The organism is Agrobacterium sp. DKPNP3, from assembly GCF_052686535.1.
On the sequence record NZ_JBQYSN010000020.1, the window covers coordinates 25,749 to 51,546 of the forward strand.

Genomic DNA, 25,798 nt, shown 5'->3' on the forward strand with positions numbered 1-25,798 from the left:
GTTTTGCATCGGGAGGGCGTCAGACAAAGAGATAGAATCCCGATGACCACGGGATCGCTGGAAATGCTCTCGTCAGAGAGCCTTATCGAGGGCGCTCGTAATACCCCTGCCCTCAGCGCCCTTACCTGGCATCGCCCGGCCTTCCAGGGCCTTCAACGCCGCCTGCACGAAACCGTCGCGGGCGGCGTTTTCGTTGAGACCACGCGGATCGTAGACATGGCGATTGAGGAAATGCGCCGTCAATCGGAAAGCCGCTGCCAGGCTTTCAGGATCGGCAGCCTTTGACTGGCCTTCGCTCAGGAAAGCCGGAAGCGACAACATCCGCTCCGCATAGGGAGCACCCGCCGTGCGGCAAACGGCCCGGCCGGTTTTCGGCGATACATAGATGAGGTCGGTCCGCAGGCCCGTTGCCGCACATTCCGTCAGATCAAGTCCGAAACCCAGATCGTTCAATACCGCCAGTTCGAAACGCACGAAGAGTTCGCCGGCATCGACGGGGTCGTGCAGATTGTCGAGGATGATATCGAGCGCCTGATAAAGATGCGGATGAGGATCGCGCTCGGGCAGAAGCCGCAGGAGCGCCCCCATGGCCTGCACGCCATACACCGCGGTTGCCGTCTCCATCAGCTGTGCTGCGCGCAATTGCAGCGGCTCGATGCGGAATTCACCCAGATGGTCGTGAAGGCGGGCGCGCCAGAGCACATCAACCCTGTTGCCGGCCTGGAGCACCGGCTGCATGCTACGGGAGCGGCCGGAGCGGACGAGGCCCAAATGGCGGCCGCGCGAGGGGGTCATCACCTCGGCGATGACACTCGTCTCGCCATGGCGCTTGACGCCGAGAATGATTGCCTCTTCCTGCCACTGCATGAAACGCGTCCGAATTTCGATCAAGGGTTTGATTCAAGCCAATCATACCCGATCTGGCGTCGAAACGTTATTCTTTTACGGACTTCTCGCGCGCACCGACGAGGTCGAGGACAAAATCGATCACGTCGTTTTCGCCAAAGGGCTTGCCGAGCAAGGGGGCCTCAACGAGATCATCCGGAAAACCGGTCGTGTCGCCGTAACCGCTGACAAAACCGAAGGGAATGCCCTGACTGCCAAGCCTGCGGGCGAAATCATAGCTCTTGCCGTCTGAAAGGCTGACGTCGAGCAACACGCAATCGGCGCCATTGTCTTCGACTGCCTGTTTGGCCTGAGCAAGCGTGGTCGCGATGACGACGGTTTCCACGCCCATGGACTGGAGAACCGCTTCAACATCGAGCGCCACCAGATATTCATCCTCAACGATGATAACCCGTTGTGGCACCATAGTTTCTTCATCCCAATGACGAGACCGCCTGGCCGTGCGCCGCGGTCTCCAACAATGATTCTCCCGTGAGATATCGCCTCAGCAGTCGCAAATTGCGACCTGACCGTCATTTAAAAAAGACATGTCGTACAACAATCAGATGAACGGGCGTGGCCGCTTTTCGTCGTTTTCCCAGCCGGCAACGTGGCTCAAACCCGCATCGTCCAGCACCAAGCAGCCTTTGTCCGTCCAGCGGATGAGATCGCGATCAACCAGCTTTCTCAGCGTCTTGTTGGTGTGCACGATGGAAAGGCCGAGCGTATCGGCGACATGCTGCTGCGTCACGGGAATGGGGGTCTCACCCGGAAGCAGGTTGGCGGCCTTTGCCTTTCGGTACAGGAAGGCGATGAGATAGGCGGCGCGCTCAATGGCGGTGCGACGCCCGATGCTCAGCAGGTGGTTGTCGAGCATGCGTTCTTCGCTCGCCGCAATCCATGTGAGGTCAAAGGCAAGTGTCGGGTGATCGGTGAAGAGATTGTTGAGCCGCGAACGCTCGAAGACGCAGAGCGTGACCGGCGACAGCGCTTCGACGGAATGCTCCATCTCGCCCATCACCGTTCCCTGCAGACCGACGAGATCACCCGGCATGACGTAATTGAGGATTTGTCGGCGACCGTCTTCCAGGGTCTTGTAGCGGAAGGCCCAGCCTTCAAGGACCGTATAAAGATGGGCGCTGTGGGAGCCTTCCATCAGGATGACGGAGCCACTTTCCACGGCGAGCTCCCCGGTCTTGAAACGGGAGACGAAATCCAGCTCCGGTGGGGAAAAATCCCGGAAATGCGGCAAGTCGCGCAGCGGACATTGCTGACAGGGCGTGGTCGAAATGCCGTTCGGTCTCTTTGGCGACATGAATATCCATCATGAAAAAGGTTGCGCCCAATTGTTTTTGGAACAACCCGTTCCAGGGATATTCAGTTCCCACCAGGGAATGAAGATATTCTCAAAGCTTTCCGCCCCGCTTCGGCACCAATGACCGAAACGAGGCAGCAACGCGGATCAGCCGCGCGGGAATTCCAGGCCCATCTCGCGGAAACGCTCGGGATCGTCGCCCCAGTTCTCGCGCACTTTCACGAACAGGAAGAGGTGAACCGGCTGCTCGAGAATTTCAGACAGCTCCTTGCGCGAGGCGGTGGAGATAGCCTTGATCGCGTCGCCGTTCTTGCCAAGCGCGATCTTCTTCTGGCTGTCGCGCTCGACATAGATCACCTGCTCGATGCGCACCGAGCCGTCCTTGCGCTCTTCCCACTTCTCCGTCTCGACATGCGAAGCGTAGGGCAGCTCCTGATGCAGGCGCAGAAAGAGCTTTTCGCGGGTGATTTCGGCGGCGAGCTGGCGCATCGGCAGGTCGGAAATCTGATCTTCCGGATAATACCATGGCCCTTCCGGCAACCCGGTGGCGAGATAGTTCATCAGGTCTTCACAGCCCGAGCCGTTGGTCGCCGAGATCATGAAGGTGCGGTCGAAGGCAACCGTCTCGTTGGCCGCGGCAGCAAGCTTGAGAAGATCTTCGCGCTTCACCTGGTCGATCTTGTTGAGGCAGAGGATTTTTTTCTGAGGAACATCCTTCAACCCTTCGAGAATTGCCTCCGCATCGCCCTTCAGCCCGCGTTCGCTATCGATCAGCAGCAGGATGAGATCGGCATCCTTCGCGCCGCCCCAGGCGGAGGTGACCATGGCGCGGTCCAGCCGGCGGCGCGGCTTGAAGATACCGGGCGTGTCCATGAACACGATCTGGGCGTTGTCGTGAATGGCGATGCCGCGCATGACCGCACGCGTCGTCTGCACCTTGTGGCTAACGATCGAGACCTTGGCGCCCACAAGCCGGTTGACCAGCGTCGACTTGCCGGCATTGGTTGGACCAATAAGGGCAACGAAGCCGGAGCGGGTCGGAAGGGCATTGTCTTCGCCCGTCGGGGCGGGGTTTTCGTGATCGGTCATGGTATCCATTCAAGGTCAGAGGTATTCAACATGCGGCCAGAGGGCTCGCCATGCGCTTGATAGTCAGCTGCCGTCGCCGGCCCGCCCAGTTTCAGGTGAGGCTTTTCTGCCAGACGCCTTCGCGTTCCAGCAATCTGGTTGCCGCCACCTGCTCGGCCGCGCGCTTGGAGCGCTCGACGCCAGTTTCCGGCTTCACGCCGGGGATTTCAACAGTCACCGTAAAGCGGGGATCGTGATCCGGTCCGGAGCGATCGTCAACCCGGTAGGAGGGTGTGACCGCAAACTTTGCGTGCGCCCATTCCTGCAGTTCGGTCTTGGCATCACGCCGCCCGGCATCCACGCTTGTGGCGCGGCCCTGCCAGTATTTCAGGATGAACTTGCGCGACGCATCCAGCCCGCCATCCAGATAGATGGTCGCGATCAGGCTTTCCACGACATCGGCGCGGACGTTGAGCATTGCCTTGCCGGTGAGTTTTTTGACATCGGATCCGGTGCGGATGAAATTATGAAGGCCCATCTCGTCCGCGATCGACGCGCAGGATTCGGCACTGACCAGCTGGTTCAGCCGCACCGACAATTCGCCCTCGGTGGCGTTGCGGAAAAGAGAGAACAGCAGTTCGGCAACACAGAGACCGAGAACGCGATCGCCCAGGAACTCCAGCCGCTCATAATTCCCGGCAGAGGCAGAGCGGGCACTGGCATGGGTCAGGGCCCGGTCCAGCCGGGCCTTTTCCTTAAATTCATATCCGATCAACGCTTCCAGACGGGAAATCTCGTCCGTGGAAAGCGGCTTGGTCTTGCTCATCCCACAACCTTGAACAGGCGGTCCCAACGCATGTTGGCCGGCCATTCCCAAATGCGGCTGAATGGCGTGTCGTTGCCCAGCGAGAAGAAGATGACGCTGGCGCGGCCGATCAGGTTTTCTTCCGGTACGAAACCGACGTCGAAACGGCTGTCGAGCGAATTGTCGCGGTTGTCGCCCATCATGAAATAATGGCCTTCAGGAACCACGAATTCGCGGGTGTTGTCACCGCGGGAATCGGGGGACTGGTCAAGCGTGTCGTAGGTGACGCCGTTGTCGAGCGTTTCGCGGAACACAGGGACGTTGGTGCCGGGATCGGCGCGGTAATCGGACGTGAAGGTGCCATCGGGCTGCTTCGGCACCGGCTGGCCGTTGATGAATAGCACGCCGTTCGTCACCTGCACGCGGTCACCGGGTAAGCCGACCAGGCGCTTGATGTAATCCACTTCAGGATTGGGTGGCAGGCGGAAGACCACGACATCGCCGCGCTTCGGCTTGCTGAATTCGAGGATGCGGCCGGAGAAAAGGTTTGGCGAAAAAGGCAGCGAATATTTCGAATAGCCGTAGGAGAACTTGTTGACGAACAGATAGTCCCCCACCAGCAGCGTCGGCATCATCGAACCCGAGGGGATCGTGAAGGGCTGAAACAGCACGGTGCGGATGACCATGGCCAGCAGCAGCGCCTGAATGATGACCTTGACGTTCTCCCAGAGGGCGTTCTGCTTCTTTTCAGCTTTTTCCGACACTTATAGACCTGCCTGATTGTTTCCCGGCTCCTTCGATCTCAGAAGCTCCCGGGCCGTTGCTTATCGCGCCTTGGGCGGGTGATGCTGTGTCACGCGGCCGCCAACGCTTTCATATTTCTGCGACTTCTCTAGAACCTTTCCAGCCCGAAGGGAAGCGCTTCTGTCACACGCCCGAAAATAGAGCGCCATTATGGCGGGGAGCGCCTCAGTCGTTCACGGGAAGCGCCTCGATAATCACGAATGCCTGAGCGTAAGGAAAGTCGTCCGTGATGGTCAGATGGATGCTGGCGCGGTGGCCGGCAGGCAGCATCGCGGCCAGCCTTTCCCCTGCCCCGTTGGTCAGGATCATCGTCGGCTTGCCGCCCGGCAGGTTGACAACGCCCATGTCCCTCCAGAAGACACCGTTGGCAAGCCCGGTGCCGAGCGCCTTGGAGCAGGCTTCCTTGGCGGCAAAACGCTTGGCGTAGGAGGCCGCGCGGTTCTTCCGGCCATCGGATTTGGCGCGCTCGATATCAGTGAAACAGCGATGGGTGAAACGCTCGCCGAAGCGCTCGATCGATTTTTCGACGCGGCGGATATCGATCAGGTCGCTGCCTAATCCAATGATCATTTCAACATCTCCAGGGAAGCATTTTTATTGGCGGCGCGCAGCGCGAGATTTTCCACTTTGCGCCGCTGGAAACCGCTGACGAGGCCGTGGACGGCGACGTAGGCCACAATGGCGCTGATGGCGGCGGGAAGTATCGCGCCGACTGTCATGGGTTCCAGCACCGGCGTCCAGATCTGCCGGAATTCGAGGTGGCTGAACAGCGCGACAAAATCCACATGCCCGGCGCTCTCTGCCGACTTTCGCCCGAGAATGACATGACCGAGCTCCCAGGTGGATGCCCAGATGAACGGAAATGTCAGTGGATTGGCGAACGTCGTGCCGAGCGCGGCGGCCACGAGGTTGACGCGCAGCAGGAAGCCGAGCGCCATGGCGATGATGATGTGTACGCCGAGAAACGGTGTCCAGGCAACGGCAATGCCGATGGCGACGCCGGCCGCAATCGAATGCGGTGAAGCGGAAAGCCTCAGCAGGCGCAGCTTCATATAGCGCAGGGAACGGGAAAAGCCCGTTCGCGGCCAGAATAGGTCGCGAATCTTCTCTGAAAAACCAACGGGTTCACGGCGGCGAAACGGCATGAGGGCAGTCTATTTCATCGCCCCGGCCGCGCCAAGAGCATCGTAGACGACGCACGGATTTCTTTTGCAGGTACATTCTCCGCGTCCGTCATTCCGGCCATGAGCCGGTATCCAGCCGACGTGCGTCTGCGCGGCGAGAAGACTCCTTCCAGCCCAAGGACTTTGGGCTGGCTGGATGCCGGATCAAGTCTGGCATGACGGGACGCGGAATGTCACGAATACAGTGAATATCGAGCCTTCGATATCAGTCCCCATTTAATGTCGTCTATTGCGACGGGGAACTGAACCGGGATTTTTTGCGGCGTATTGGTCAACCAGTTTGGGACAACCGCCTGTAGCGCGCATTCACACAGTTTTGCAGGATACAGGGCGAGCGTGCCAACAGCGATGCCCCTCCGAGTCTCATACGCATGGCAAGTAGCTGCCATGCGCTGAGCGCATTACCGGCGGAACAGGCCGCGGTCGATTTCGCGCTGGCGGAACTCGAGGTCTACATTCGATACCGAGGCGCTCAGATATTCGAATTCGCGTTCCTGCGTGGTCTTGCCGCGAACGGCGCGGGCGATCTTGCGAAGCGGAGTAAACATGATTTTCGGTCCTTTCGGTTTGGAACTGGCGTTTCTCATCGGTGTAAATCCACCGGCTCGCCGCGTTTCCGTCTCTTCAATTTCTGAGGAGAAGATAGTTGAAACCCGCGTTAACCACCAGAGACAGGAAAAGGCCGCTGCCATGCATTTAACGCATAGCAACGGCCTTTTGCCTCTTGCGAAGGATCAAAAATGCCTCAATCGAAGGCACGCGTCACTGTTGACACGCAGTCTAGATCTTTCAACTGCGACAGAAGCTGGTTCAGCTGCCGGAGATCCCAGACCTCCACATCCAGCGCCAGCTCGGAGAAGTCAGTACCGATGCGGACCATGTTGAGGCCGCGGATGTTGACGTCGAGCGTCGCGATCGACTGCGCGACCGAGGCGAGCGTGCCCGGTTCGTTGAGCGCATTGATCATCACCCGCGCCATGAAGCGCGACTTGTTCGCCTCATCAAGGTCCCAGCGCACATCGATCCAACGTTCCGGCTCGTCATCGAAGCGTTGCAGCGCCGGCGCCTGGATCGGATAGATGGTGATGCCCTTGCCTTTTTCCATGATACCGACGATGCGGTCCCCCGGAACGGCGCCAGCAGCACTGAAGTGCACGTCGAGATTGCCGGAGAGGCCGCGGATCGGCAAAGGATCGGGCCCATCCAGCATTTCAGCCGCACCGTCATCTTCCAGCACCGAGCGCGACTTGCCGGGAATCTTGAAGACCATGCCGGAGGCGCTGCGCATGTTGAACCAGCCGTCGTCGCCGGTCATCTTCACGGTCACGCGCTCATCCTGATAATCCGGGAAGACCGCACGCAGCACATCGAGCGAGGAGACTTCGCCGCGGCCGACGGCTGCGATGGCGTCTTCGACATCCTTCTGCGCCAGACGATGCAGCACCGGCTTCAGGGCGTCGCGCGAGAAGGTCTTGCCGGCACGCTCGAAGGTGCGCTCCAGAATACGATAGCCGAGGCCGGAGTACTGCTTGCGGATCGCCATGCGGGTGGCGCGGCGGATGGCCGAACGCGCCTTGCCCGTCACCACCACCTCTTCCCAAGCGGCGGGCGGCACCTGCACGCCCGAGCGGATGATTTCGACTTCGTCACCGTTGTTGAGTCGCGTGACAAGCGGCATGATCCGGCCGTTGATCTTGGCGCCGACAGTGGTGTCGCCGATATTGGTGTGAACTGCATAGGCGAAATCGATCGGGGTCGCGCCGCGCGGCAGCGCGATCAGCTTGCCCTTGGGCGTAAAGCAGAAGACCTGATCCTGGAAAAGTTCGAGCTTGGTATGCTCCAGGAATTCTTCCGGGCTGTCGCCCTCTGCGAGCGATTCGATGGTGTGGCGCAGCCAGGAATAGGCGTTCGATTCCTTGGAGAGGAGATCGCCCTCTCCGCTCTCGCCATCCTTGTAGAGCGCATGGGCGGCGATGCCGAATTCGGCAATCTCATGCATGCGCTTTGTGCGGATCTGCAGCTCGATACGCTGACGCGAGGGACCGACAATCGTGGTGTGGATAGAGCGATAGTCGTTCTGCTTCGGTGTCGAGATGTAGTCCTTGAACCGGCCGGGCACCACGCGCCAGCGGGTGTGAACGACGCCCAGCGCCCGGTAACACGAGGGTATATCGTCAACGAGGATGCGGAACCCGTAAACATCGGACAGTTGCTCGAAGGAAAGCGACTTCGACTGCATCTTTCGAAACACCGAGTACGGCTTCTTCTGCCGGCCCTTGACGCCAGCACCGATCAGGCCATTGGCTACAAGAAGTTCGCGCAGCTCGTCCTCGATTTTCTTGATCAGGCCTTCGTTGCGCGTTTCCAGTTCCTGCAGCCGTTTCGTCACCGTCCCGTAGGCTTCCGGGTTCAGATAGCGAAAGGACAGGTCCTCAAGCTCGTCGCGCATGTCCTGCATGCCCATGCGGCCAGCGAGCGGCGCATAGATTTCCATCGTCTCTTCGGAAATGCGGCTACGCTTGTCCGCCGGCATGTATTCCATGGTGCGCATATTGTGCAGGCGGTCGGCCAGCTTCACCAGGAGAACACGAACGTCATCGGAAATGGCAAGCAGCAGCTTGCGCAGGTTCTCTGCCTGCTTGGCCTTGCGGGTGACGAGATCGAGCTTCTTGAGCTTGGTCAGGCCTTCGACCAGCCTCCCAATATCCTCACCGAAAAGCTCGTCGATTTCGGCGCGGGTGGCGGTCGTATCCTCGATCGTGTCGTGCAGCAGGGCAACTGCAATCGTGGACTCGTCAAGGTGCATTTCAGTGAGGATCGCGGCAACTTCCAGCGGATGCGAGATGTAGGGGTCGCCATTGGCCCGCTTTTGCTGACCATGTTTCTGCATCGCGTAAACATAGGCCTTGTTCAGCAGGGCCTCATTCGCATCCGGTTTATATTTTTGAACCCGTTCAACGAGTTCGTATTGCCGCATCATGCAATATTCCACAAAAAGAAAGCGCGCCAACCTAGGGGTCGGCGCACAATGCTGCATCAATAGGGATCAGATTATGACGGCAACTATTGACAGACGGTAACCACCGCCTGCCAAAGGCATCATAAAACCGGATCAATAATCGTCATTTTTTTCCGGCGGCACAAGGCCTTCGATACCGGCCAGCAGTTCTTCTTCAGACATCTGGTCGAACGTAACGGTTTCCGGCTGGTCGTCGTCTTCGCTGTCGGCAGATGCGGCTGCAAGCGTGACCGGATCGGGCTCGGGCTCGTCCACTTCCACATGCTTCTGCAGCGAGTGGATGAGATCTTCCTTCAGATCGTCAGGCGACAAAGTCTCGTCAGCGATTTCGCGCAGGGCGACGACGGGGTTCTTGTCGTTGTCGCGGTCGATCGTGATCGAGGAGCCCTGCGAAATCTGGCGTGCACGGTGGCTGGCCAGAAGCACCAGTTCGAAACGGTTGTCTACTTTATCAATGCAATCTTCAACTGTGACGCGGGCCATTGCCTGTCCTTTATGGGTCGTAATGTCGTGGATCAGAGCGCCGTGCAGATGGAGCGATGCACCGGCTATGCCCTAACCTATTGAATCTGCGCCTCGAGCCTGTTCAAAAAACACCGATGGTTTTTTGTGACGACGCTTTCCAGCCTCCGATACAGCCATTGGCCGCGGAATTCAAGTTTTTCCTGTATTTGGCGTCTGCTGGCACCTTATCCCCCATGTTTGGCGCCTGTTGGACAGAATGTCCAGAAGAATTGTCTTGGAATAAGGGGGAAGGTAGCTTACTTAAAACGCAACGGCGGCACGCAAAGCGCGTTGATGCGACATGTTTTTTGGCGTTACCGACCGGATATAAAAGCCAGATAATGGCCTTTCCAAAAAAAGGAATTGAATGGAATGTTCGATCCACGGGAAAAAATTGCGCTCTTTATAGATGGAGCCAATCTTTATGCTGCATCGAAAAGCCTGGGATTCGATATCGACTACCGCAAGCTTCTGAAGGCGTTTCAAAAGCGTGGATATCTTCTGCGCGCCTATTATTACACTGCCTTGATCGAGGATCAGGAGTATTCCTCGATCCGCCCGCTGATCGACTGGCTAGACTATAATGGTTACAAGGTCGTGACGAAGCCGGCGAAGGAATTCACCGACGCGCTGGGTCGCCGCAAGATCAAGGGCAACATGGACATCGAATTGGCAGTCGATGCGATGGAACAGTCCGAAACCGTCGACCATCTGGTGCTGTTCTCCGGCGACGGCGATTTCACCACGCTGGTGGACGCGCTGCAGCGCAAGGGCCGAAAGGTATCCGTGGTTTCGACCATGGCCACGCAGCCAGCCATGATCGCCGACGATCTGCGTCGCCAGGCTGACCACTTTATCGATCTGATGACGCTGAAGGCCGAAATCGGCCGCGACCCGGCCGAGCGCCCGGTCCGTCACGCGGAAGGCCCGGAAACGGTCTGACGCCGGCTTGAAAGCCGCTTTTCATAAAAACGCGTCCGTTGAGAAACGGGCGCGTTTTTGTTTGAGCCGCGACCGGCAAGGTAAAAAATCCCTTCAGAATTAACAAAGATCAATTACCGACAGTTGAAATTATATCTTGGTTAATTTTAGACGTGTCTAAATCACGCAAAGGCACCAAACACATGATTTGGGGTGCCACAGCAGGATGACGAGACATGACAGGCCAAGCAAAAGTTGACAGACAACTTGATGAAAGACTGAATTTCCTGGGGCTTGGCCATGTCGAGCGGCAAAACCTCTCCGACATGAAGGCCGTCATCACCGGCTCGCTTGATGCCTCTCTCGATCGCTTTTACGTGAAAGCTCGTTCCGTCCCTGACACGGCGAAGTTCTTTTCCAGCGACGCGCATGTGCAGCATGCCAAGGGCATGCAGCTGAAGCACTGGGAAAGAATTGCATCCGGCACCTTCAACGACGATTACACCAATGCCGTTACCGCCATTGGTCGCACCCATGCGAGACTGGGACTGGAGCCGCGCTGGTATATCGGCGGTTATGCGCTGATGCTCGACGGCATCGTCAAGGCAGTGATCGACTCGGAGCTCAAAGGCTTTTTCGTGGAGAAGAAGGCCCGAAAGGTCAAGGATGCCCTGTCCGCCACCATCAAGGCCGCATTGCTCGACATGGATTACTCCATTTCCGTTTACCTTGACGTGCTGGCGGCTGGACGCCAGAAGGTCGAGGCTGAGCAGGCGCAGATGAAGAAGGAGCAGGATCATGTTCTGGCACTGCTGAACAACGCCCTCGACAAGCTGGCCAATGGCGATCTCACCGCGAACATCAGCGAAAAGACAGCCCCGCAATTCGAAGGGCTGATCGCTAATTTCAACGCGGCAGCCGGCAATCTTTCCGAGGCGTTTTCGCAGATCGTCGACGAGGCCAACAAGATTTCCGGCAATACCCGCGAGCTGACCTCGGCCACCGACGACATGGCGCGCCGCACGGAGCAGCAGGCGGCCGCACTGGAGGAAACCGCCGCAGCCGTTGAGCAGATCACCACCATCTCCAAGCTTTCCGCGCAGCGCTCCGAAGAAGCAAAGGCCATCGTCGAAAGCTCTGCCATTGAGGCTGCACGCTCGCGAGATGTGGTAACCGATGCCGTCAAGGCCATGGGCGCGATCGAGGAATCCTCGCAGAAGATTACCCAGATCATTTCGGTGATCGACGAAATCTCGTTCCAGACCAACCTTCTGGCGTTGAACGCAGGCGTGGAAGCGGCCCGCGCAGGTGAGGCCGGCAAGGGATTTGCCGTGGTTGCACAGGAGGTGCGCGAACTCGCGCAACGCTCAGCCACCGCCGCCAAGGAAATCAAGACCCTCATCGCCAAATCCTCCGACGATGTGATGCAGGGCGTGTCGCTCGTCAACAAGACAGGCGAGTCGCTCAACACGATCGGCAACAAGGTTGACCATATTCAGGAACATATCGTGTCGCTGACAAAAGCGGCGCAGGAACAGGCCGTCGGCATCCAGGAAATCAACGCCGCCATCAACAGCATGGACAATCTGACCCAGAAAAATGCCGCCATGGTGGAAGAGACCAATGCGGCGACGCATAATCTCAGCGATGTCAGCGCCAATCTGGCGGCGCTCGTCAGCCGGTTCAGCGTTTCGGCAACGCGGGCACATGTGGAGCGGGCCTATCGGGCCGCTTGAGCGAGTGCAAGACTGGATTCACCCGGTCATCCCGGCCTGAGCCGGGATCCATCCAGCCCAAGTCCTTGGGCTGAAGGGACTCTTCTCACAGCGCAGACGCGCTGCAACTGGATGCCGGATCAAGTCCGGCGTAACGCAGGAGCATGCTGCGAGAGGCGGCACGCCTTGCCAAACTCGCCGAGACTTAGGCCGCCCCACCCTTCAGCAACCGCGATTTCTGCCGGTTCCAATCGCGTTCCTTCTCGGTCTCGCGCTTGTCGTGCAACTTCTTGCCCTTGGCGAGCGCCAGTTCCAGCTTTGCGCGGCCCTTGTCGTTGAAGTAGATCTTCAAGGGCACCAGCGTCATGCCTTCGCGATTGATGCCGGCGCGCAGGCGGTTGATTTCGCGCTTGTTCAGCAGCAATTTCCGGCGGCGGCGGGGCTCATGGTTGAAGCGGTTGGCCTGCAGATATTCCGGCAGATGGGAATTGATGAGCCAGATTTCATCGCCCTCGTCCGAGGCATAGGATTCGGCAATATTCGCCTTGCCTTCGCGCAGCGACTTGACCTCGGTGCCGGTCAGCACCAGTCCTGCCTCATAGGTGTCGACGATTTCGTAGTTGAAACGGGCCTTGCGGTTTTCCGCAACGATCTTGTTCACCACGCGCTGGCTGCCTCTGGGGGCCATGATGTTTCAATCCCTTGTTTTTCTTATTGCGCCCGGGGCGGAATGCCGGGCGCGGTTCTCGAGATGTCGTTGTTGTTTTCGAGCCTATCTTTGTCCCAAAACCGGTGGCCACGTTTGGGAGACATGCACTATCTAGTATCCCTGCCGCAAAAAGAAAAGGCGCGCCGGACGGCTTCTGCTGCGAAGCGGACCATGGCGCACCCTCAGGCTTTTCAAACCCGGCTCAGTTCATCAGGCCGGCATGCTTCAGCGCCGCGTCGATCGCCGCTTCCGTCGCCGGTTCCAGCGTGCTCATCAGAGGCGAACGCACCCGGCGATTGCCGCCGCGGGTCTTCGAAAGCGCGTATTTCGTGCCGCAGACACCCGGCTCCATGAAGATGGCCTTGTGCAGAGGCATCAGGCGATCCTGGTAATCAAGCGCCTTGGCATAGTCCCCTGCCAGCATCGCCGCCTGGAATTCCGAACACAGACGCGGCGCGACATTGGCAGTGACCGAAATGCAGCCGACGCCGCCGTGGGCGTTAAATCCGAGCGCCGTGCCATCCTCGCCAGAGAGCTGGATGAACTCCTTGCCGCAGGAAATTCGCTGCTCGGAGACGCGGTCGAGCTTGCCGGTCGCGTCCTTCACGCCGACGATGTTCTTATGCGCCTTGACCAGCGCGCCCATCGTTTCCGGCGACATATCGACCACGGAACGCGGCGGGATGTTGTAAATCACGATCGGCAGCTTCACCGCTTCGGCGACGGCCGAGAAATGCGCAAACAGGCCCTTCTGGGTCGGCTTGTTGTAATAGGGCGTCACCACCAGCAGCGCATCCGCGCCAGCTTCCTGCGCATGCAGGGCAAGCTCGATTGCCTCATCCGTATTGTTGGAGCCAGCGCCCGCAATAACCGGAACCCGTTTCGCCGCTACCTCAATGCACAGCTCAACGACACGTTTGTGCTCGTCATGGGAGAGGGTTGGAGATTCCCCCGTTGTGCCAACAGGCACAAGTCCGTTGCTGCCTTCGGCGATCTGCCATTCCACATGGGCGGCAAATGCCTGTTCGTCCACAGCGCCATTGTCCGTGAACGGGGTAATGAGGGCGGGAATTGATCCCTTGAACATGCAAAGCTCCTGGCGCCGAGCCGGTTCATGCTTCGGCCGCATTCGATGGTTAAAACCGGCTCACATTAGAGCCAGCCCTTGACGCCGACAAGCGCTAAGGCAGCGTATTTTGCCCTAAAATGTCGGAAGTGTGACAGGCTTTCGACCCCGACCGGCGCATGGGAATAGCTGCGGCTAAAAAGGGACGCCGCTCGCGGGCCGGTGAATAAAAGTTGATTGAATTGCAAGGCGGAAATTAAGATTTCATTAAGCCTGAAATCCCAAGATTCCCAGGCGGGACATCAGCCGTATCCGGCAATTCCGCTGCAATGAGGCAATATCACAGGAAAGTCGACAGATCCGTCACACGATGAAGAGCGGCATGAAGAAGACAGTCTGGGGATTGATGGCGGCGGGGCTTGCCGCAACCGTATGGAACGCACTGGCCGGACCGCTGCCGGAAGGTACGGCGCCGCTTCCCTATGTCAAGCCGAATGCGCCGACCGTGCCGGCCTTCATGCCCGCCTCCCCCGAGGTCACCGGCGCGATACCCCGGCTCAACCGCCCGGATGACACCAGCCAGTTGAAGGCCGGGCTAGACGCGCTTTCCAGCCGGGATGCTGCGCGCGCGATTGCGCTCCGGAACGCCATGCCGACGGGCAGTCTTGATCGCCATATCCTGACCTGGGCAATTGCCGTTTCCGGCCAGCGGGATGTATCCTCCGCCGAGATTGCCACGGCCCAGCGAGACCTTATTGGCTGGCCCGGTGCTGCGACCCTGCGCGCCAATTCCGAAAAAGCGCTCTACCGTGAATACCCGCCCGCCTCTCAGGTGCTTGCGGCCTTCGGCAACAGCCGGCCGGAAACTGCCGAGGGGAGCGTGGCGCTTGCCAAGGCGCTTGCTGCGACTGGCAAAATCTCCGAATCTCAGGCCCTCATCCGCCAGCTTTGGGTGACCGAGGGCATGGACAAGGACATGGAAGACCGTGTGCTTGCCACGTTTCCCACCTATCTGACGCCCGCCGACCACAAGGCGCGCATGGACTATCTGATGTATCGCAGCCGGATCAGCCAGGCGAAGCGTTTCGGCGACCTCGGCAAGGCGCAGTCGCTCTACAACGCCTGGGCCGCCGTCCTGCAGCGATCCGCGAATGCCACGGCCTTGCTGGGCAAAGTCGACACCTCCTGGCGCAATGACCCTACCTATCTCTTCGCGCGCATCGAGAACCTGCGCAACCAGCAGAAATACCCTGAAGCTGCCGTGCTTTTACGCCAGGCACCGAAGGACACGGCAAAACTCGTCAATCCCGGTGAATGGTGGAACGAGCGACGTATCATTGCGCGTGGCGTCGCCGATCTCGGTGATTTTGCTGAAGCGTACCGCATTGTCGCCAACCATTCCGCCACCTCCCCCGTCGATATTGCCGATGCGGAGTTCCATGCCGGTTGGTATGCGCTGAGAGCGTTGCGCGATCCGGCGGCGGCCTCGCGCCACTTCAATGCGCTGCTGCAGACCTCGAACCGGCCGCTCTCCGCATCACGCGCCTACTATTGGCTCGGACGGACGGCGGAAGCGGGCGGACCCGGCAATGCGCGGGACTTCTTCACCAAAGCGGCGGCTCATCCCGGCACATTTTATGGCCAGCTGGCTGCGGCGCGGATAGGCACGAAGACGCTCAACGTCACCTATCCAAGCCCAAGCAACGGCGACCGAGAACGCTTTGCCGGCCGCGAAGCCGTGCGCGCCATCGACCGCCTTGAGGCCGCCGGCTACGCCTGGCGGGCCGACAGCCTGTATCGCTCGCTTGCCGAGCAGCTCGACAGCCCCGGCGAGCTTGCGATTCTCGCCGCACGAGCCGAAGGCAACGGCAATCATCAGGTTTCGCTACAGATCGGCAAGACCGCCTTCAGCCGCGGCATCGATGCGGCCGCCCTTGCCTATCCGCTGGGCGTCATTCCCGCCAGCGCCAATATTGCCGCCTCCGGCAAGGCGCTTGCCTATGCCATTGCGCGCCAGGAAAGCGCCTTCAACCCTGCTGCCGTCTCCCCCGCAAATGCGCGCGGCCTGCTGCAACTGCTGCCCGGCACCGCCAAGGGCGTGGCCGGCCGCCACGGCTTGCCCTACACCCCCGCCATGTTGACGAGCGATGCCGGCTACAACGCCACGCTCGGCGCCCATTATCTCGGCGAACAGATCGATAGCTTCGGCGGATCCTACATCCTCACCTTCATCGCCTATAATGCAGGTCCGAAGCGCGTGCCGGAATGGATCGCCCGCTACGGCGACCCGCGCGGCAAGCCGATCGACGATGTGGTCGACTGGATCGAGCGCATCCCCTTCCCCGAAACGCGCAACTATGTGCAGCGTGTGATGGAGAATTACCAGGTCTATAAGACAAGGCTTGGCCAGCAATCCGACATCGTCGATGACCTGCGCCATGGGCGGGCGGGATAAAGCACGTCCCATTTAGACGGATCAGCAGACGCGCTTGATCTCCCTGTGTTGACACGGTCTCGAGCCACAAAAAACACGACGCACTTCTATCGGAAAGCTCTCTTTAGTCGCCTAACGCTCATCTCCGGAGACGGTCAAGCATCGGCTCGACGCAGCTTTGGGCTTTTGCGTGGAAACCGCTTCTCATCGCCGAGGGCATCAAACGAAAAACCCCGGCATTTCTGCCGGGGTTTCCATCACTGACAAAGTCAGATTAGATTAGAAGTCGCGCTGAAGACGGACGAAACCGGTGACCTGATCGTCCTGGCCATCTTCGTCGTAGTAGTTCGCCGTGATCTTCGTGCTCAGACCTTCGGTGATCTTGTAGTCGATCGTTGCGCCAGCGGTCCAGGCATCGCGATTAGACCAGTCGTTGGAAACGATCAGCGAAGATCCACCAACCGTAACCTTGTCGCCAACGTTGCCCAGATACTGTACTGCCGGGGTGATCGTCAAGCGATCGGTGGCCTTGATGGCGTATTCCGCCGCAACCGTCCACTCGGAAAGAGCGTAGTAAGCGTTGGGGCCAGATGCCCAAACACCAGCAAGGCCGAGGGTGCCAGGTCCGAGGTCCGCAAATACCATTGCGCGGATGGCGCCTTCTTCCTGATCGACGTCGTAAGAACCGATCAACTGAAGCGTAGCAGCGCCGAACTTTCCACCGACGCCAGCGGTGATGCCAACGTTGTTGTCAACTTCCTGCGACAGTGTGAAGCCGCCGCCAACAACGGGATTGATGGTGACGAACTGCGAATCGGTGCCCTGAAGCTCGTCAACCGAGATACCTGCCCAGAAAGAACCGGTGTCGTAGGTGTAACGAATGGAATTGAAGAGGGTGTTCGAGGAGAGCAGGTCGGTCTCGCCAGAGAGATCGTCGTCCCACCAGCTGTAGAACTTACCAACGCGGAGGCCGCCGAGCTCGATGAATGCCTGACGAGCTTCAACGCCGGAAGAAGACGAAGAGCCGCTTTCTGCATCAGCGCGGAATTCGATGAAACCACGCAGAGCGCCGAGTTCGGTGTCGGTGCGGGTATCAACGTTGAACTGGGCGCGCGTGAACGAGTTCCAGTCAGACGTCCCCATCTGATCACGGCCGAAGCTCGTCTGGAAACGGACGTAACCGCTGAACTTCAGGCAGGTTTCGGTGCCGGGGATGTAGAAGAAGCCCGTGCCGAACGCGTCGCAAACGCGAACATATTCCAGGGGCTCAGGCTCAGCAGCGACGATAGCGTCGGCAGCGTGAGCGCCAGATACTGCTGCGAGAGCTGCAGCGGAGCCGATAAGAAGGCTCTTGATGTTCATGATTGACCTCCAGTCAAACGCCAAATTGCGTAAGCAGCGGGTGGGAAGCGCATGTTCAATGCGTGCTGCCTATGGATTCGATTAGAGCCAAAACGCCGCTACAGGGCAATCTCAATCGTGACAAAAGGAAGACAGTAAGGTGTCCTTAGTTTTTGTTTGTTGCGAAATTGATACAATTCGAAAGCAGGAAGGCAATTTCCTAAAACTTCGTTAATTCGATAGATTCTACAAGGGCTTAGCTGTTCCGTATAAATATGGAGATAAATTGCTTCCTTTGCTTTTGGTGGGTGTCGGAAACTTTTCTGTTTAGCGCGAAGCCGGACGGTCATGGCCAGCGGGCATCGAATCGACATGTTTTCGACCTGCCGCGCGGATAATGACGACTGAAGTTTCAGGGCGTCGGATGAGCGCCGCCCCTCCCCCCCAAAGATACCGCGCTCTTTCGGTCGTCACAATTTTCATAAAAAAACCCCGGCATTGCTGCCGGGGCTTTCCATCACTGACAATGTCAGATCAGATTAGAACGAACGCTGAAGGCGAACGAAGCCGTTCCAGGAAGAGGAACGCTCGTCTTCGTCGTAGTAGTTAACTGCAACCTTCGTGGAGAGACCCTGCGTGATCTTGTAGTCAACGGTCAGGCCAGCCTGCCAAGCGTCACGGTTGGACCAGTCGTTGGTGAGGATTGCAATGCCGGTCGGAGCGAATACGCCAGCAGTGGTCGTGCCGATAACGGCGCGCTCAGCAACGTTACCGAAGTACTGACCGCCGGGGGTGATGGTCAGCTTGTCAGTTGCCTTGATTGCGTATTCAGCAGCAACTGCCCACTCAGATTCTGCGTAGTAAGCGTTTGCGCCGGAAGCCCAAACACCAGCCAGGCCGAGCGTGCCCGGACCGAGGTCAGCAGTTGCGATCAGGCGAACAGCGCCTTCTTCCATGTCGGTGTCGTAGGAACCGATCAGCTGCAGCGAAGCTGCGCCGAGCTTAGCGCCCATGCCGAGGGTTACGCCAACGTTATTGTCAACTTCGTCCTGAACAGTGAAGGCAGGACCAACTGCCGGAGTAACGAGACGACGGAACTGGCCGTCAGTGCCCTGCAGTTCGTCAACCGAAACGCCTGCCCAGAACGAGCCAGCGTCGTAGGTGTAACGGATGGAGTTGAAGAGAGCGTTCGTGGAGAGAACGTCAGCTTCACCAGAAAGACCATCGTCCCACCAGCTGTAGAACTTACCGACCTTCAGGCCGCCGAGTTCGATGAAAGCCTGGTCAACGAATACGGAAGACTGCGAGGAAGAACCCGAGTCAGCATTGCCGCGGAAGCCGATGAAGCCACGCAGAGCGCCGAGTTCGGTGTCCGTGCGGGTGTCGATTTCGAACTGGGCACGCGTGAACGAGTTCCAGTCAGACGTACGGTTGTTGGTGTTAACGCCAAAGCCCGTGCCGCGGTTGATGTCGGTCTGGAAACGAACGTAACCGCCGAACTTCAGGCAGGTTTCGGTGCCGGGGATGTAGAAGAAGCCGGTGCCGAAAGCGTCGCAAACGCGAACGTATTCCAGGGGCTCAGGCTCAGCAGCGACGATTGCGTCGGCAGCGTGAGCGCCGGAAACTGCTGCGAGAGCTGCAGCGGAGCCGATGAGAAGGCTCTTGATGTTCATGGTTGACCTCCAGTCAAAGTTTTTAAATGGGTCTGGGTACTTTCGCCGAAGGACAGCATTCCCTGCCCCATTCCCGTGTTCTTAGAAGCCAAACGATCCACCGCCTCGCTTCTGGTGGTGAAAATACAAAACGTTTCGCCGCTTGCAATCGCCAACATCCGATAAAGCGCATTTACGTATATGCTTCATTTCGGCTTGTTGCGGAAACAACACACAACGGCCACCAGGGCGGTCATTACGTTTACGATACGTTAAGAAATTGCTTGAGAATCCGTTAGTTAGCGCGGTTAACGGCAAGTTGACGGATATACGGGGCAGCAGCAGACACCCGGCGGCGTCGGGGTTAGGCAAGGATCCTGTACCGTTTTTCTCCTCAGGAGGGGCGCGATCTGATAGGCCCGCGTCGGGCGCTCAAGCGCGGCACGAATCTCAGCGCGATGATTCGTATGACTATTTTGAGCAGCGATTCCCGCAGGTCTGCCTTGAAAAGCCTTTCGGTCCGAATCGCGCGCCCGCACCGGAGAGGCATGAACGGGGTTATCCGCCCTGATCGATCGCGTGCGGCGATGGCTGCTGCTCGACTGTGCCATTACCGGTCATGGTATAGGCAATGACAGCTATGAGGATGGCGGCGGCGAGCAGGGATAAGACGATGCGCATGGCGTAATTCCTTCCGCTGGAAGGCAGCCAAACAAAGCTCGCGGTCTAAAGTTCGCGGCAGTATATAATGGGATAAAACGGAACGGTCGCGATGCAGGATGGCGGAGAGGATGGGATTCGAACCCACGATACGCTTTTGACGTATACTCCCTTAGCAGGGGAGCGCCTTCGACCACTCGGCCACCTCTCCGGTGCGGCCTGATTATTGCGTAAAAAAAATGATTGCAAGGCTTTTTCGCCAAGAACCCGAAAAACCTTTGAGCCGGCCGCGACGTGTACCAAACTTTGCGCACAATTCGGGAACTTCTTTAAGGCCGATACGTTTTCGCCACGGTAACAAAAGAGGTGTTCAAATGGCTCAGACCAAACTGAATGTTGTCGAAGACACGATTGAAAACCAGATTGCCGAGCTTCGCTCGCAGATCGCTTCGCTCTCCAAATCCGTTTCCGCCCGCGCCGAAGGCGTGAGTGAAGATGCGTCGGAATTTCTGGATGAAGCCCGCGGTCGCGTTCGCAAGGCGGCATCCAACGTGAAGGCCCAGGGCCAGAACGTCGTGGAAGCCGTCAAGGAAAACCCCGGCACGGCAACCTCGCTGCTGACGATCGTCGGCGCACTCGGTTTTGCCATCGGTTATGCGGTCGGCACAAGCACGCAGCAGAATACGTCCAGCAGCCTTTATCGCTGGCGCTGATTGTTGATAACATAAAAGACAAGGCAAGGCGGTCAACCCGCCTTGCCTTTGTCATTTCAGACACCGTCGATTGAGAACTAGGGGGCAAACATGCATTTCAGCGACGATATTGAATCCGCCTTGTCGGATTATGCCAGGGATCACGGCATCGACAGGGACGAGGCCATCCAGCGCATCATTCGCGCCGCTCTCATCAATGGTGGTTACCTTGCTTCCGGCGAGCAGGGCATCCCGCCGGAAAAGCTGAACGCCAGCAACGACGACTAGATCAGTATCCGGATCGGGAGGGTGCGGGCGTCGCTCCGCCCTTGTAGCGGGCCGATAGAGCCCGAAGGGTGTTGGAAAACGCCGTCACATCCGCGCCGACCGCCACGAAGGACGCGCCAAGCTCGAGGTAACGGCGATTATAGGCCTCATTGAAGGTGAGGATGCCGGCGGCCTTGCCTGCCTTGACGATCTTGGTGATCGCCGCCTCGATAACCTTCTGCACTTCCGGCTCGTCAAAGCGGCCAAGATAGCCCATATCGGACGCGAGATCAGCCGGACCGATGAAGACGCCGTCCACACCCTCTACAGCCAGAATATGATCGAGATCGTCGATCGCAGCCCGCGTTTCGGCCTGCACCAGCAGGCACACGCTGTCTGAAGCGGTGTCGGCGTAATCGGTGATGGTATTGAACGCCGAGGCGCGGGCGACAGCAGCACCCATGCCGCGAATGCCCCGCGGCGGGTAATGCATGGCGCTGACAAGGCCCCTCGCCTGCTCCGCCGAATCGACCATCGGCACGAGCAGCGTGCGGGCGCCGGCATCCAGCAGCTGCTTGATCATCCAGCTTTCGCCTACAGGCACCCGCACGACAGGCTCGGCAGGAGACGTCGCAAGCGCCCGCAACTGCTCGATGATGCTGCGCAGGTCATTCGGTCCATGTTCACCATCGATCACCAGCCAGTCGAACCCCGCCGTCCCAGCGATTTCCGCCGTAATAGCCTCGCCCATATCGAGCCAGAGGCCGATTTGCGGCTTGCCCGCATGGATGGCGGTTTTGAAACGGTTTTCGGCAGCGGGCATGATTTCCTCAGGAGAGCAGCAATTTCAGATCGGCGGACGGGTCCACCAGGATGGCACGATCCGGCTCCGCACCGGTATCGAGAAGCTTTTTGCCGGCAACATAGGCCTTGGCGTCGTTGACGGCATCGACAGCGACGAACCGGCCATCGCGGAAGTACCAGACGGACCAGCTGCCCTCCCGGGCACCCTGCCTCAGCACCGTTTCGTCGTAACCGAGATTGAAGCCGGCAATTTGCAGCTTCGTGTCATATTGATCGGACCAGAACCAGGGCTTGGGATCATAGGCCGCATCAGTGCCGGCCAGAACAGCGGCGGCGGCCTCGGCCTGGTCGACGGCATTCTGCACCGATTCGAGACGCACGTTCTGGCCACGCCAGGGCAGCAGAGCGCAATCGCCGACCGCGTGGATAGCGCTATCGGAGGTCCGGGTGTAATCGTCCACGACAATGCCATTGCCGACCTCCAGACCCGATTCGCGGGCAAGGCGATCGTTCGGCGTCACACCGATGCCGACGATGACGAAATCCACATCAAGCACAGAACCATCGGAAAGCTCGGCAGCGGCCACGCGGCCATCCATGCCCACAAGGCGCACAAGGCCGGTTTTTTCGCGGATCGATACGCCCTGCGCCTGGTGAATGCCGCGCATGATATCGGCGGTATCCTTCGCCGCGACGCGCTGGAGAATACGGTCAGCCATCTCGATCAGCGTTACCTCTAGGCCGAGTTTGCGGGCGACGGCGGCCGCTTCGAGACCGATATAACCGCCGCCGATCACCAGCAGCCGGCGGCCCGGCTTCATCTCTTCCATCAGCCGGTCGGCATCGCGCTTGTCGCGGACGGTCAAGACGCCTTCGAGATCGCCACCAATGCTGGCAGGCAAGAGACGGGGCGATGCGCCGGTTGCCAGCACCAACCTGTCGTAGGAAAGCGTGCTGCCATCCTGCATGCGCACTGTGCTGCCGGCGCGGTCGATCTCTTCCACCCAGGTGGACAGCCGGATTTCGACGTTATTTTCGGAATACCATCCTTCCGGCCGGAACATCAGCCGGTCAAAGCTCATCTCGCCCAGAAGGTATTTTTTGGAAAGCGGCGGCCGCTGATAGGGATAGGCGTCCTCGGAGCCGATGATGGTGATCGGTCGCTCGTCCTTCAGCGACCGAAGCTTCGACGCCAGCGCGAAAGCGGCCTGCCCCGCCCCGACGATTACCAGCCTTCCCGTCACAGTCCACTCCTCGAACAATCACGAACCACCCGCTTCAAGGAGCCGTCGCGAAGCCATATTGCAGGATGAGGCGTAACGCCAAGTACGGCTACAGTCAACCGCGCACGATCGAGATCAGCCCGGTGCAAGCGTGGCGCATTATCAACACGTGCTGCAACCGGATGGGCCCCGGCGCATTTTTAATATCTCCAAGTTGGCTTGCTATATGAGGCTGGTCGAGTTCGGGACAGACTGAAGAGAATTGCGCTTGTTTTCTTCATGCCCTGGCAAGGAAGCGGCGTTAAAATTGTCACGAGAGAGGCAATCCGGGAGGTTGTCATGGCTTTGCATATGGATATCAGTCAGAACGTCCCTCAGGACGAGATGTACGAGAAATTTCAGATTGACCGTCCCGGCAAGATTACCTTCATCGGGCATCACCTCAGCGCCAGCGAAACGCTTCGCTGCCTGGTGCGGACCATTTCCCTCTACGGCGCGGAAATCGAAGTCAGCCCGCATCTGGAGATGCCGACCAACTTCTATCTGGAAATCCTCGGTATCCGCGACGAGATCGGCTGCACATTGATCCGGCGTGAGGAGGAAAAGGTCACGATCGGCTTCAACATGCTGATCGATGCCGAGTTCCTGCACCATGTCCGCCGGCTCAGCTTCGAGACCAGCGCGTGAGCGCCTGATGCGACTCCAATGATTTTTCTCTCACTGGTCAGGGAGGGAAAAACTGTTCCAAAACAGCCATTCAAGAACCGGCCGCGCCTTGCGTCCGGTTTTTTTGCACCTATTGTGAGCCGGGTTTTAACACAGGTACCGGAACTCTGAAGCCAATGTCAGCCTTTTCTCGCCTCACGCCACTTGCCACCTCGCTTCCCTCTACCGTCCCTTTCGTTGGTCCCGAGGCCATCGAGCGGAACCGGGGGTTGAAGGTGGAGGCGCGGATCGGCGCCAATGAAAGCGGCTTTGGTCCTGCCCCTTCCGTGCTGTTGGCCATGCGGGATGCCGCAGCCGACACCTGGATGTACAGCGATCCTGAAAATTTTCAGTTGAAGGAAGCGCTTGCCATTCACCACGGCGTCGCCCGCGGCAACATTGCCATCGGCGGCGGGGTCGATGGCTTGCTTGGGGAAATCGCCCGTTTGATCGTCGGCCCGGGCACGCCTGTTGTAACCTCACTTGGGGGCTATCCGACTTTCAATTATCACGTGAACGGCTTTGGCGGAAAGCTCGTCACCACGCCCTATGTGGATGATCACGAGAACCTCGACGGGCTTCTCGATCTGGTTCACAAGGAAGATGCCCCGCTCGTCTATTTCGCCAATCCCGACAACCCGATGGGCAGCTGGTGGGATGCAAGCGACGTGATTGCTTTTGCGCGAGCGCTGCCGGAAACCTGCCTTCTCATTCTGGATGAGGCCTATTGCGAGACGGCGCCCGCGAGCGCGGTGCCCGCCATCGACGCGCTGATCGGCCAGCCGAACATTTTGCGCATGCGGACTTTCTCGAAAGCCTACGGTCTTGCCGGCGCGCGCGTCGGTTACGCCATCGGTACGCTCGGCAATGTGGAAGCCTTCGACAAGATCCGCAATCACTTCGGCATGGCCCGCATCTCGGTCGCCGGGGCACTCGCAGCCTTGAAGGATCAGGCCTATCTGCACGAGGTGGTTGGCAGAATCGCCGCGGCTCGTGAGCGCATTTCCGCGATCGCTCGTCATAATGGCCTCTCCCCGCTTCCATCGGCCACCAATTTCGTCACGATCGATTGCCACCGCGACGGCACCTTTGCCCGCGCCATCGTGGACGGACTGATGGACCACGGCGTCTTCATCCGCATGCCGGGCGTCGCCCCGCTCAACCGCTGCATCCGCGTCAGCGTCGGCCCGGACGACAAGCTCGACCTGTTCGAACAGGCGCTACCGAAGGTTCTGAAGGCGCTGGGGTGATATTGAGTGCCGTCATTCCGGCCTTGATCCGGAATCCATCGCGATCAAATCCTTGCTCGCGAAAGACCCTTTTACGCCGCAGACGCGGCGTGGCTGGATGCCGGATCAGGTCCGGCATGACGGAAGAAGGAAGCGATTCGAAAACCGCATCCGTCATGACTGCCGTAGCGGTTTCATCCTCATCACAGGGGGATGCGAATGCGATTCAACATCCTCCCGCAAATCCCTGCCCGCGAATCATTTTTCGGCATCGGACACAGCCGGACATAAGAAAACCGCGCCGGCCTTGTTCCTGCCGGTCGCGGTTTGATGTGTCAGCGCAAAAGCCTCTTTTCAAAGCCCTCGCCGCGTTCCCCTTCGGGTTTACTTTCGTTTGCACCGGCCGCAGGGACTGGAGGGAACCCGGCCGGAAATCTGAAAATCGTGTCAGGGATAAGTCAGTGCATCGTCATCCAGTCGCGGGCGGCGCGCAGTGCTTCGGCCAGTTCCGCCTTCGTCATGTTGCGGGCAAGGTCCGCACGCAGGGAAGCGGCTCTTTCCGATCCGCGGATCGCCGCGATGTTGAGCCACTTATGCGCTGCGACCAGATCGACCTTGCAGCCTCGGCCGGTCGCATAGACCAGGCCAAGATTGCAAAGAGTGTCGGCGCGGGTTTCGCCACCGGCAGCCATTTCGATATCGCTGATGTCAAAGCGTGCCATTGTTTTAATCCCTGTCTTCTCGCCTGTTTCGCCAAATGCCTTCTTATTGAGGCTGCCGTTTCGACCTGCCGTCT

At 58.9% G+C, this 25,798-nt stretch carries 26 protein-coding genes and 1 tRNA gene; 7 read left to right on the plus strand and 20 right to left on the minus strand.

The genetic code is table 11. The features are described from left to right. Positions 1-72: 72 nt before the first annotated feature. The 11 genes from recO to rpoZ form a co-directional block, all read right to left on the minus strand. A complete protein-coding gene (gene recO, locus ACUTJJ_RS08280) occupies positions 73-867 on the minus strand; it encodes a DNA repair protein RecO (protein ID WP_445541862.1) in 795 nt (264 codons plus the stop codon). Positions 868-934: 67 nt separating this feature from the next. After that, the gene (locus ACUTJJ_RS08285; RefSeq protein ID WP_445541863.1) at positions 935-1,312 is read right to left on the minus strand and encodes a response regulator; all 378 of its coding nucleotides are present in this window, start codon (positions 1,310-1,312) and stop codon (positions 935-937) included. Between the two features lie 135 nt (positions 1,313-1,447). After that, on the minus strand, positions 1,448-2,200 hold the full coding sequence (locus tag ACUTJJ_RS08290) for a Crp/Fnr family transcriptional regulator (RefSeq protein WP_063951024.1): 753 nt from the start codon (positions 2,198-2,200) through the stop codon (positions 1,448-1,450). 147 nt (positions 2,201-2,347) lie between these two features. Beyond that, positions 2,348-3,298, minus strand: a complete 951-nt coding sequence (gene era / locus ACUTJJ_RS08295) for a GTPase Era (protein WP_445541864.1) — start codon at positions 3,296-3,298, stop codon at positions 2,348-2,350. A gap of 82 nt (positions 3,299-3,380) precedes the next feature. Further along, positions 3,381-4,094, minus strand: coding sequence for a ribonuclease III (gene rnc, locus ACUTJJ_RS08300; RefSeq protein WP_063951022.1), 714 nt, complete (start codon positions 4,092-4,094; stop codon positions 3,381-3,383). Further along, on the minus strand, positions 4,091-4,837 hold the full coding sequence (gene lepB / locus ACUTJJ_RS08305) for a signal peptidase I (protein ID WP_006311536.1): 747 nt from the start codon (positions 4,835-4,837) through the stop codon (positions 4,091-4,093). The genes rnc and lepB overlap by 4 nt, the downstream gene beginning before the upstream one ends. A gap of 205 nt (positions 4,838-5,042) precedes the next feature. After that, positions 5,043-5,447, minus strand: a complete 405-nt coding sequence (acpS, locus tag ACUTJJ_RS08310) for a holo-ACP synthase (RefSeq protein WP_144575087.1) — start codon at positions 5,445-5,447, stop codon at positions 5,043-5,045. Then, positions 5,444-6,022, minus strand: coding sequence for a DUF2062 domain-containing protein (locus ACUTJJ_RS08315; protein ID WP_144575090.1), 579 nt, complete (start codon positions 6,020-6,022; stop codon positions 5,444-5,446). Before ACUTJJ_RS08315 ends, acpS begins: the two co-directional genes overlap by 4 nt. Positions 6,023-6,462: 440 nt before the next feature. Beyond that, the gene (locus ACUTJJ_RS08320; RefSeq protein WP_162180472.1) at positions 6,463-6,609 is read right to left on the minus strand and encodes a DUF3563 domain-containing protein; all 147 of its coding nucleotides are present in this window, start codon (positions 6,607-6,609) and stop codon (positions 6,463-6,465) included. Positions 6,610-6,806: 197 nt separating this feature from the next. Then, the gene (locus ACUTJJ_RS08325) at positions 6,807-9,041 is read right to left on the minus strand and encodes a RelA/SpoT family protein (RefSeq protein WP_063951018.1); all 2,235 of its coding nucleotides are present in this window, start codon (positions 9,039-9,041) and stop codon (positions 6,807-6,809) included. Positions 9,042-9,173: 132 nt separating this feature from the next. After that, positions 9,174-9,563 (minus strand): DNA-directed RNA polymerase subunit omega, encoded by a 390-nt coding sequence (rpoZ, locus tag ACUTJJ_RS08330; protein WP_063951017.1) that lies wholly within the window; start codon positions 9,561-9,563, stop codon positions 9,174-9,176. Positions 9,564-9,956: 393 nt separating this feature from the next. Here rpoZ and ACUTJJ_RS08335 point away from each other — a divergent pair, with 393 nt between their 5' ends. Together ACUTJJ_RS08335 and ACUTJJ_RS08340 are read left to right on the plus strand one after the other, a co-directional pair. Further along, positions 9,957-10,526 (plus strand): LabA-like NYN domain-containing protein, encoded by a 570-nt coding sequence (locus ACUTJJ_RS08335; RefSeq protein ID WP_063951016.1) that lies wholly within the window; start codon positions 9,957-9,959, stop codon positions 10,524-10,526. Positions 10,527-10,741: 215 nt separating this feature from the next. After that, the gene (locus ACUTJJ_RS08340) at positions 10,742-12,241 is read left to right on the plus strand and encodes a methyl-accepting chemotaxis protein (protein ID WP_445541865.1); all 1,500 of its coding nucleotides are present in this window, start codon (positions 10,742-10,744) and stop codon (positions 12,239-12,241) included. A gap of 184 nt (positions 12,242-12,425) precedes the next feature. On the opposite strand, the gene smpB is transcribed toward ACUTJJ_RS08340, so the two are convergent. Both smpB and dapA read right to left on the minus strand, forming a co-directional pair. Then, positions 12,426-12,908, minus strand: coding sequence for an SsrA-binding protein SmpB (smpB, locus tag ACUTJJ_RS08345; protein WP_063951014.1), 483 nt, complete (start codon positions 12,906-12,908; stop codon positions 12,426-12,428). 223 nt (positions 12,909-13,131) lie between these two features. Then, positions 13,132-14,016 carry a 4-hydroxy-tetrahydrodipicolinate synthase gene (dapA, locus tag ACUTJJ_RS08350; RefSeq protein ID WP_063951013.1) on the minus strand — a complete coding sequence of 295 codons (885 nt, stop codon included), beginning with the start codon at positions 14,014-14,016 and terminating at the stop codon, positions 13,132-13,134. Positions 14,017-14,377: 361 nt separating this feature from the next. Between dapA and ACUTJJ_RS08355 the strand changes: the two genes are divergently transcribed. Then, positions 14,378-16,450, plus strand: coding sequence for a lytic transglycosylase domain-containing protein (locus ACUTJJ_RS08355; RefSeq protein ID WP_445541866.1), 2,073 nt, complete (start codon positions 14,378-14,380; stop codon positions 16,448-16,450). A 258-nt stretch (positions 16,451-16,708) separates the two neighbouring features. On the opposite strand, the gene ACUTJJ_RS08360 is transcribed toward ACUTJJ_RS08355, so the two are convergent. The 4 genes from ACUTJJ_RS08360 to ACUTJJ_RS08375 form a co-directional block, all read right to left on the minus strand. Next, entirely contained in the window at positions 16,709-17,791 is a 1,083-nt protein-coding gene (locus ACUTJJ_RS08360; RefSeq protein ID WP_445541867.1) for a porin, read from the minus strand. A 518-nt stretch (positions 17,792-18,309) separates the two neighbouring features. Beyond that, positions 18,310-19,443: a porin gene (locus tag ACUTJJ_RS08365; protein WP_144575106.1), complete on the minus strand. Its 1,134-nt coding sequence runs from the start codon at positions 19,441-19,443 to the stop codon at positions 18,310-18,312. A 537-nt stretch (positions 19,444-19,980) separates the two neighbouring features. Continuing rightward, a complete protein-coding gene (locus ACUTJJ_RS08370) occupies positions 19,981-20,103 on the minus strand; it encodes a hypothetical protein (protein WP_256366750.1) in 123 nt (40 codons plus the stop codon). A gap of 99 nt (positions 20,104-20,202) precedes the next feature. Then, a tRNA-Ser gene (locus tag ACUTJJ_RS08375) sits at positions 20,203-20,293 on the minus strand. A gap of 163 nt (positions 20,294-20,456) precedes the next feature. Between ACUTJJ_RS08375 and ACUTJJ_RS08380 the strand changes: the two genes are divergently transcribed. Both ACUTJJ_RS08380 and ACUTJJ_RS08385 read left to right on the plus strand, forming a co-directional pair. After that, complete coding sequence (locus ACUTJJ_RS08380; protein ID WP_144575109.1) at positions 20,457-20,795, plus strand: hypothetical protein; 339 nt, start codon at positions 20,457-20,459, stop codon at positions 20,793-20,795. Between the two features lie 90 nt (positions 20,796-20,885). Beyond that, on the plus strand, positions 20,886-21,062 hold the full coding sequence (locus tag ACUTJJ_RS08385; RefSeq protein WP_296064378.1) for a hypothetical protein: 177 nt from the start codon (positions 20,886-20,888) through the stop codon (positions 21,060-21,062). Position 21,063: 1 nt separating this feature from the next. Here the strand turns inward: ACUTJJ_RS08385 and ACUTJJ_RS08390 are convergent, their stop codons facing one another. After that, positions 21,064-21,864: an aldolase/citrate lyase family protein gene (locus tag ACUTJJ_RS08390; protein ID WP_445541868.1), complete on the minus strand. Its 801-nt coding sequence runs from the start codon at positions 21,862-21,864 to the stop codon at positions 21,064-21,066. A 7-nt stretch (positions 21,865-21,871) separates the two neighbouring features. Continuing rightward, positions 21,872-23,089: an NAD(P)/FAD-dependent oxidoreductase gene (locus tag ACUTJJ_RS08395; RefSeq protein WP_445541869.1), complete on the minus strand. Its 1,218-nt coding sequence runs from the start codon at positions 23,087-23,089 to the stop codon at positions 21,872-21,874. Between the two features lie 318 nt (positions 23,090-23,407). On the opposite strand from ACUTJJ_RS08395, the gene ACUTJJ_RS08400 reads away from it, so the two are divergent. Then, the gene (locus ACUTJJ_RS08400) at positions 23,408-23,755 is read left to right on the plus strand and encodes a hypothetical protein (protein WP_144575115.1); all 348 of its coding nucleotides are present in this window, start codon (positions 23,408-23,410) and stop codon (positions 23,753-23,755) included. 155 nt (positions 23,756-23,910) lie between these two features. Next, positions 23,911-25,023 carry a pyridoxal phosphate-dependent aminotransferase gene (locus ACUTJJ_RS08405; protein ID WP_445541870.1) on the plus strand — a complete coding sequence of 371 codons (1,113 nt, stop codon included), beginning with the start codon at positions 23,911-23,913 and terminating at the stop codon, positions 25,021-25,023. A gap of 437 nt (positions 25,024-25,460) precedes the next feature. On the opposite strand, the gene ACUTJJ_RS08410 is transcribed toward ACUTJJ_RS08405, so the two are convergent. After that, on the minus strand, positions 25,461-25,724 hold the full coding sequence (locus ACUTJJ_RS08410; protein ID WP_063951004.1) for a sel1 repeat family protein: 264 nt from the start codon (positions 25,722-25,724) through the stop codon (positions 25,461-25,463). Positions 25,725-25,798: the final 74 nt, after the last annotated feature.

Excerpts from the sequence above, each read along its gene's own strand:
- ACUTJJ_RS08290 (WP_063951024.1), bottom strand. The coding sequence starts at position 2,200 with ATGTCGCCAAAGAGACCGAACGGCATTTCGACCACGCCCTGTCAGCAA.
- ACUTJJ_RS08325 (WP_063951018.1), bottom strand. The coding sequence starts at position 9,041 with ATGATGCGGCAATACGAACTCGTTGAACGGGTTCAAAAATATAAACCG.
- ACUTJJ_RS08340 (WP_445541865.1), top strand. The coding sequence starts at position 10,742 with ATGACAGGCCAAGCAAAAGTTGACAGACAACTTGATGAAAGACTGAAT.
- ACUTJJ_RS08385 (WP_296064378.1), top strand. The coding sequence starts at position 20,886 with ATGCATTTCAGCGACGATATTGAATCCGCCTTGTCGGATTATGCCAGG.
- era (WP_445541864.1), bottom strand. The coding sequence starts at position 3,298 with ATGGATACCATGACCGATCACGAAAACCCCGCCCCGACGGGCGAAGAC.
- ACUTJJ_RS08410 (WP_063951004.1), bottom strand. The coding sequence starts at position 25,724 with ATGGCACGCTTTGACATCAGCGATATCGAAATGGCTGCCGGTGGCGAA.
- recO (WP_445541862.1), bottom strand. The coding sequence starts at position 867 with ATGCAGTGGCAGGAAGAGGCAATCATTCTCGGCGTCAAGCGCCATGGC.
- acpS (WP_144575087.1), bottom strand. The coding sequence starts at position 5,447 with ATGATCATTGGATTAGGCAGCGACCTGATCGATATCCGCCGCGTCGAA.
- ACUTJJ_RS08380 (WP_144575109.1), top strand. The coding sequence starts at position 20,457 with ATGGCTCAGACCAAACTGAATGTTGTCGAAGACACGATTGAAAACCAG.
- ACUTJJ_RS08335 (WP_063951016.1), top strand. The coding sequence starts at position 9,957 with ATGTTCGATCCACGGGAAAAAATTGCGCTCTTTATAGATGGAGCCAAT.
- ACUTJJ_RS08370 (WP_256366750.1), bottom strand. The coding sequence starts at position 20,103 with ATGCGCATCGTCTTATCCCTGCTCGCCGCCGCCATCCTCATAGCTGTC.
- ACUTJJ_RS08405 (WP_445541870.1), top strand. The coding sequence starts at position 23,911 with ATGTCAGCCTTTTCTCGCCTCACGCCACTTGCCACCTCGCTTCCCTCT.
- ACUTJJ_RS08285 (WP_445541863.1), bottom strand. The coding sequence starts at position 1,312 with ATGGTGCCACAACGGGTTATCATCGTTGAGGATGAATATCTGGTGGCG.
- ACUTJJ_RS08400 (WP_144575115.1), top strand. The coding sequence starts at position 23,408 with ATGGCTTTGCATATGGATATCAGTCAGAACGTCCCTCAGGACGAGATG.
- ACUTJJ_RS08355 (WP_445541866.1), top strand. The coding sequence starts at position 14,378 with ATGAAGAAGACAGTCTGGGGATTGATGGCGGCGGGGCTTGCCGCAACC.
- dapA (WP_063951013.1), bottom strand. The coding sequence starts at position 14,016 with ATGTTCAAGGGATCAATTCCCGCCCTCATTACCCCGTTCACGGACAAT.
- rnc (WP_063951022.1), bottom strand. The coding sequence starts at position 4,094 with ATGAGCAAGACCAAGCCGCTTTCCACGGACGAGATTTCCCGTCTGGAA.
- ACUTJJ_RS08315 (WP_144575090.1), bottom strand. The coding sequence starts at position 6,022 with ATGCCGTTTCGCCGCCGTGAACCCGTTGGTTTTTCAGAGAAGATTCGC.
- smpB (WP_063951014.1), bottom strand. The coding sequence starts at position 12,908 with ATGGCCCCCAGAGGCAGCCAGCGCGTGGTGAACAAGATCGTTGCGGAA.
- ACUTJJ_RS08320 (WP_162180472.1), bottom strand. The coding sequence starts at position 6,609 with ATGTTTACTCCGCTTCGCAAGATCGCCCGCGCCGTTCGCGGCAAGACC.
- rpoZ (WP_063951017.1), bottom strand. The coding sequence starts at position 9,563 with ATGGCCCGCGTCACAGTTGAAGATTGCATTGATAAAGTAGACAACCGT.
- ACUTJJ_RS08360 (WP_445541867.1), bottom strand. The coding sequence starts at position 17,791 with ATGAACATCAAGAGCCTTCTTATCGGCTCCGCTGCAGCTCTCGCAGCA.
- ACUTJJ_RS08390 (WP_445541868.1), bottom strand. The coding sequence starts at position 21,864 with ATGCCCGCTGCCGAAAACCGTTTCAAAACCGCCATCCATGCGGGCAAG.
- ACUTJJ_RS08365 (WP_144575106.1), bottom strand. The coding sequence starts at position 19,443 with ATGAACATCAAGAGCCTTCTCATCGGCTCCGCTGCAGCTCTCGCAGCA.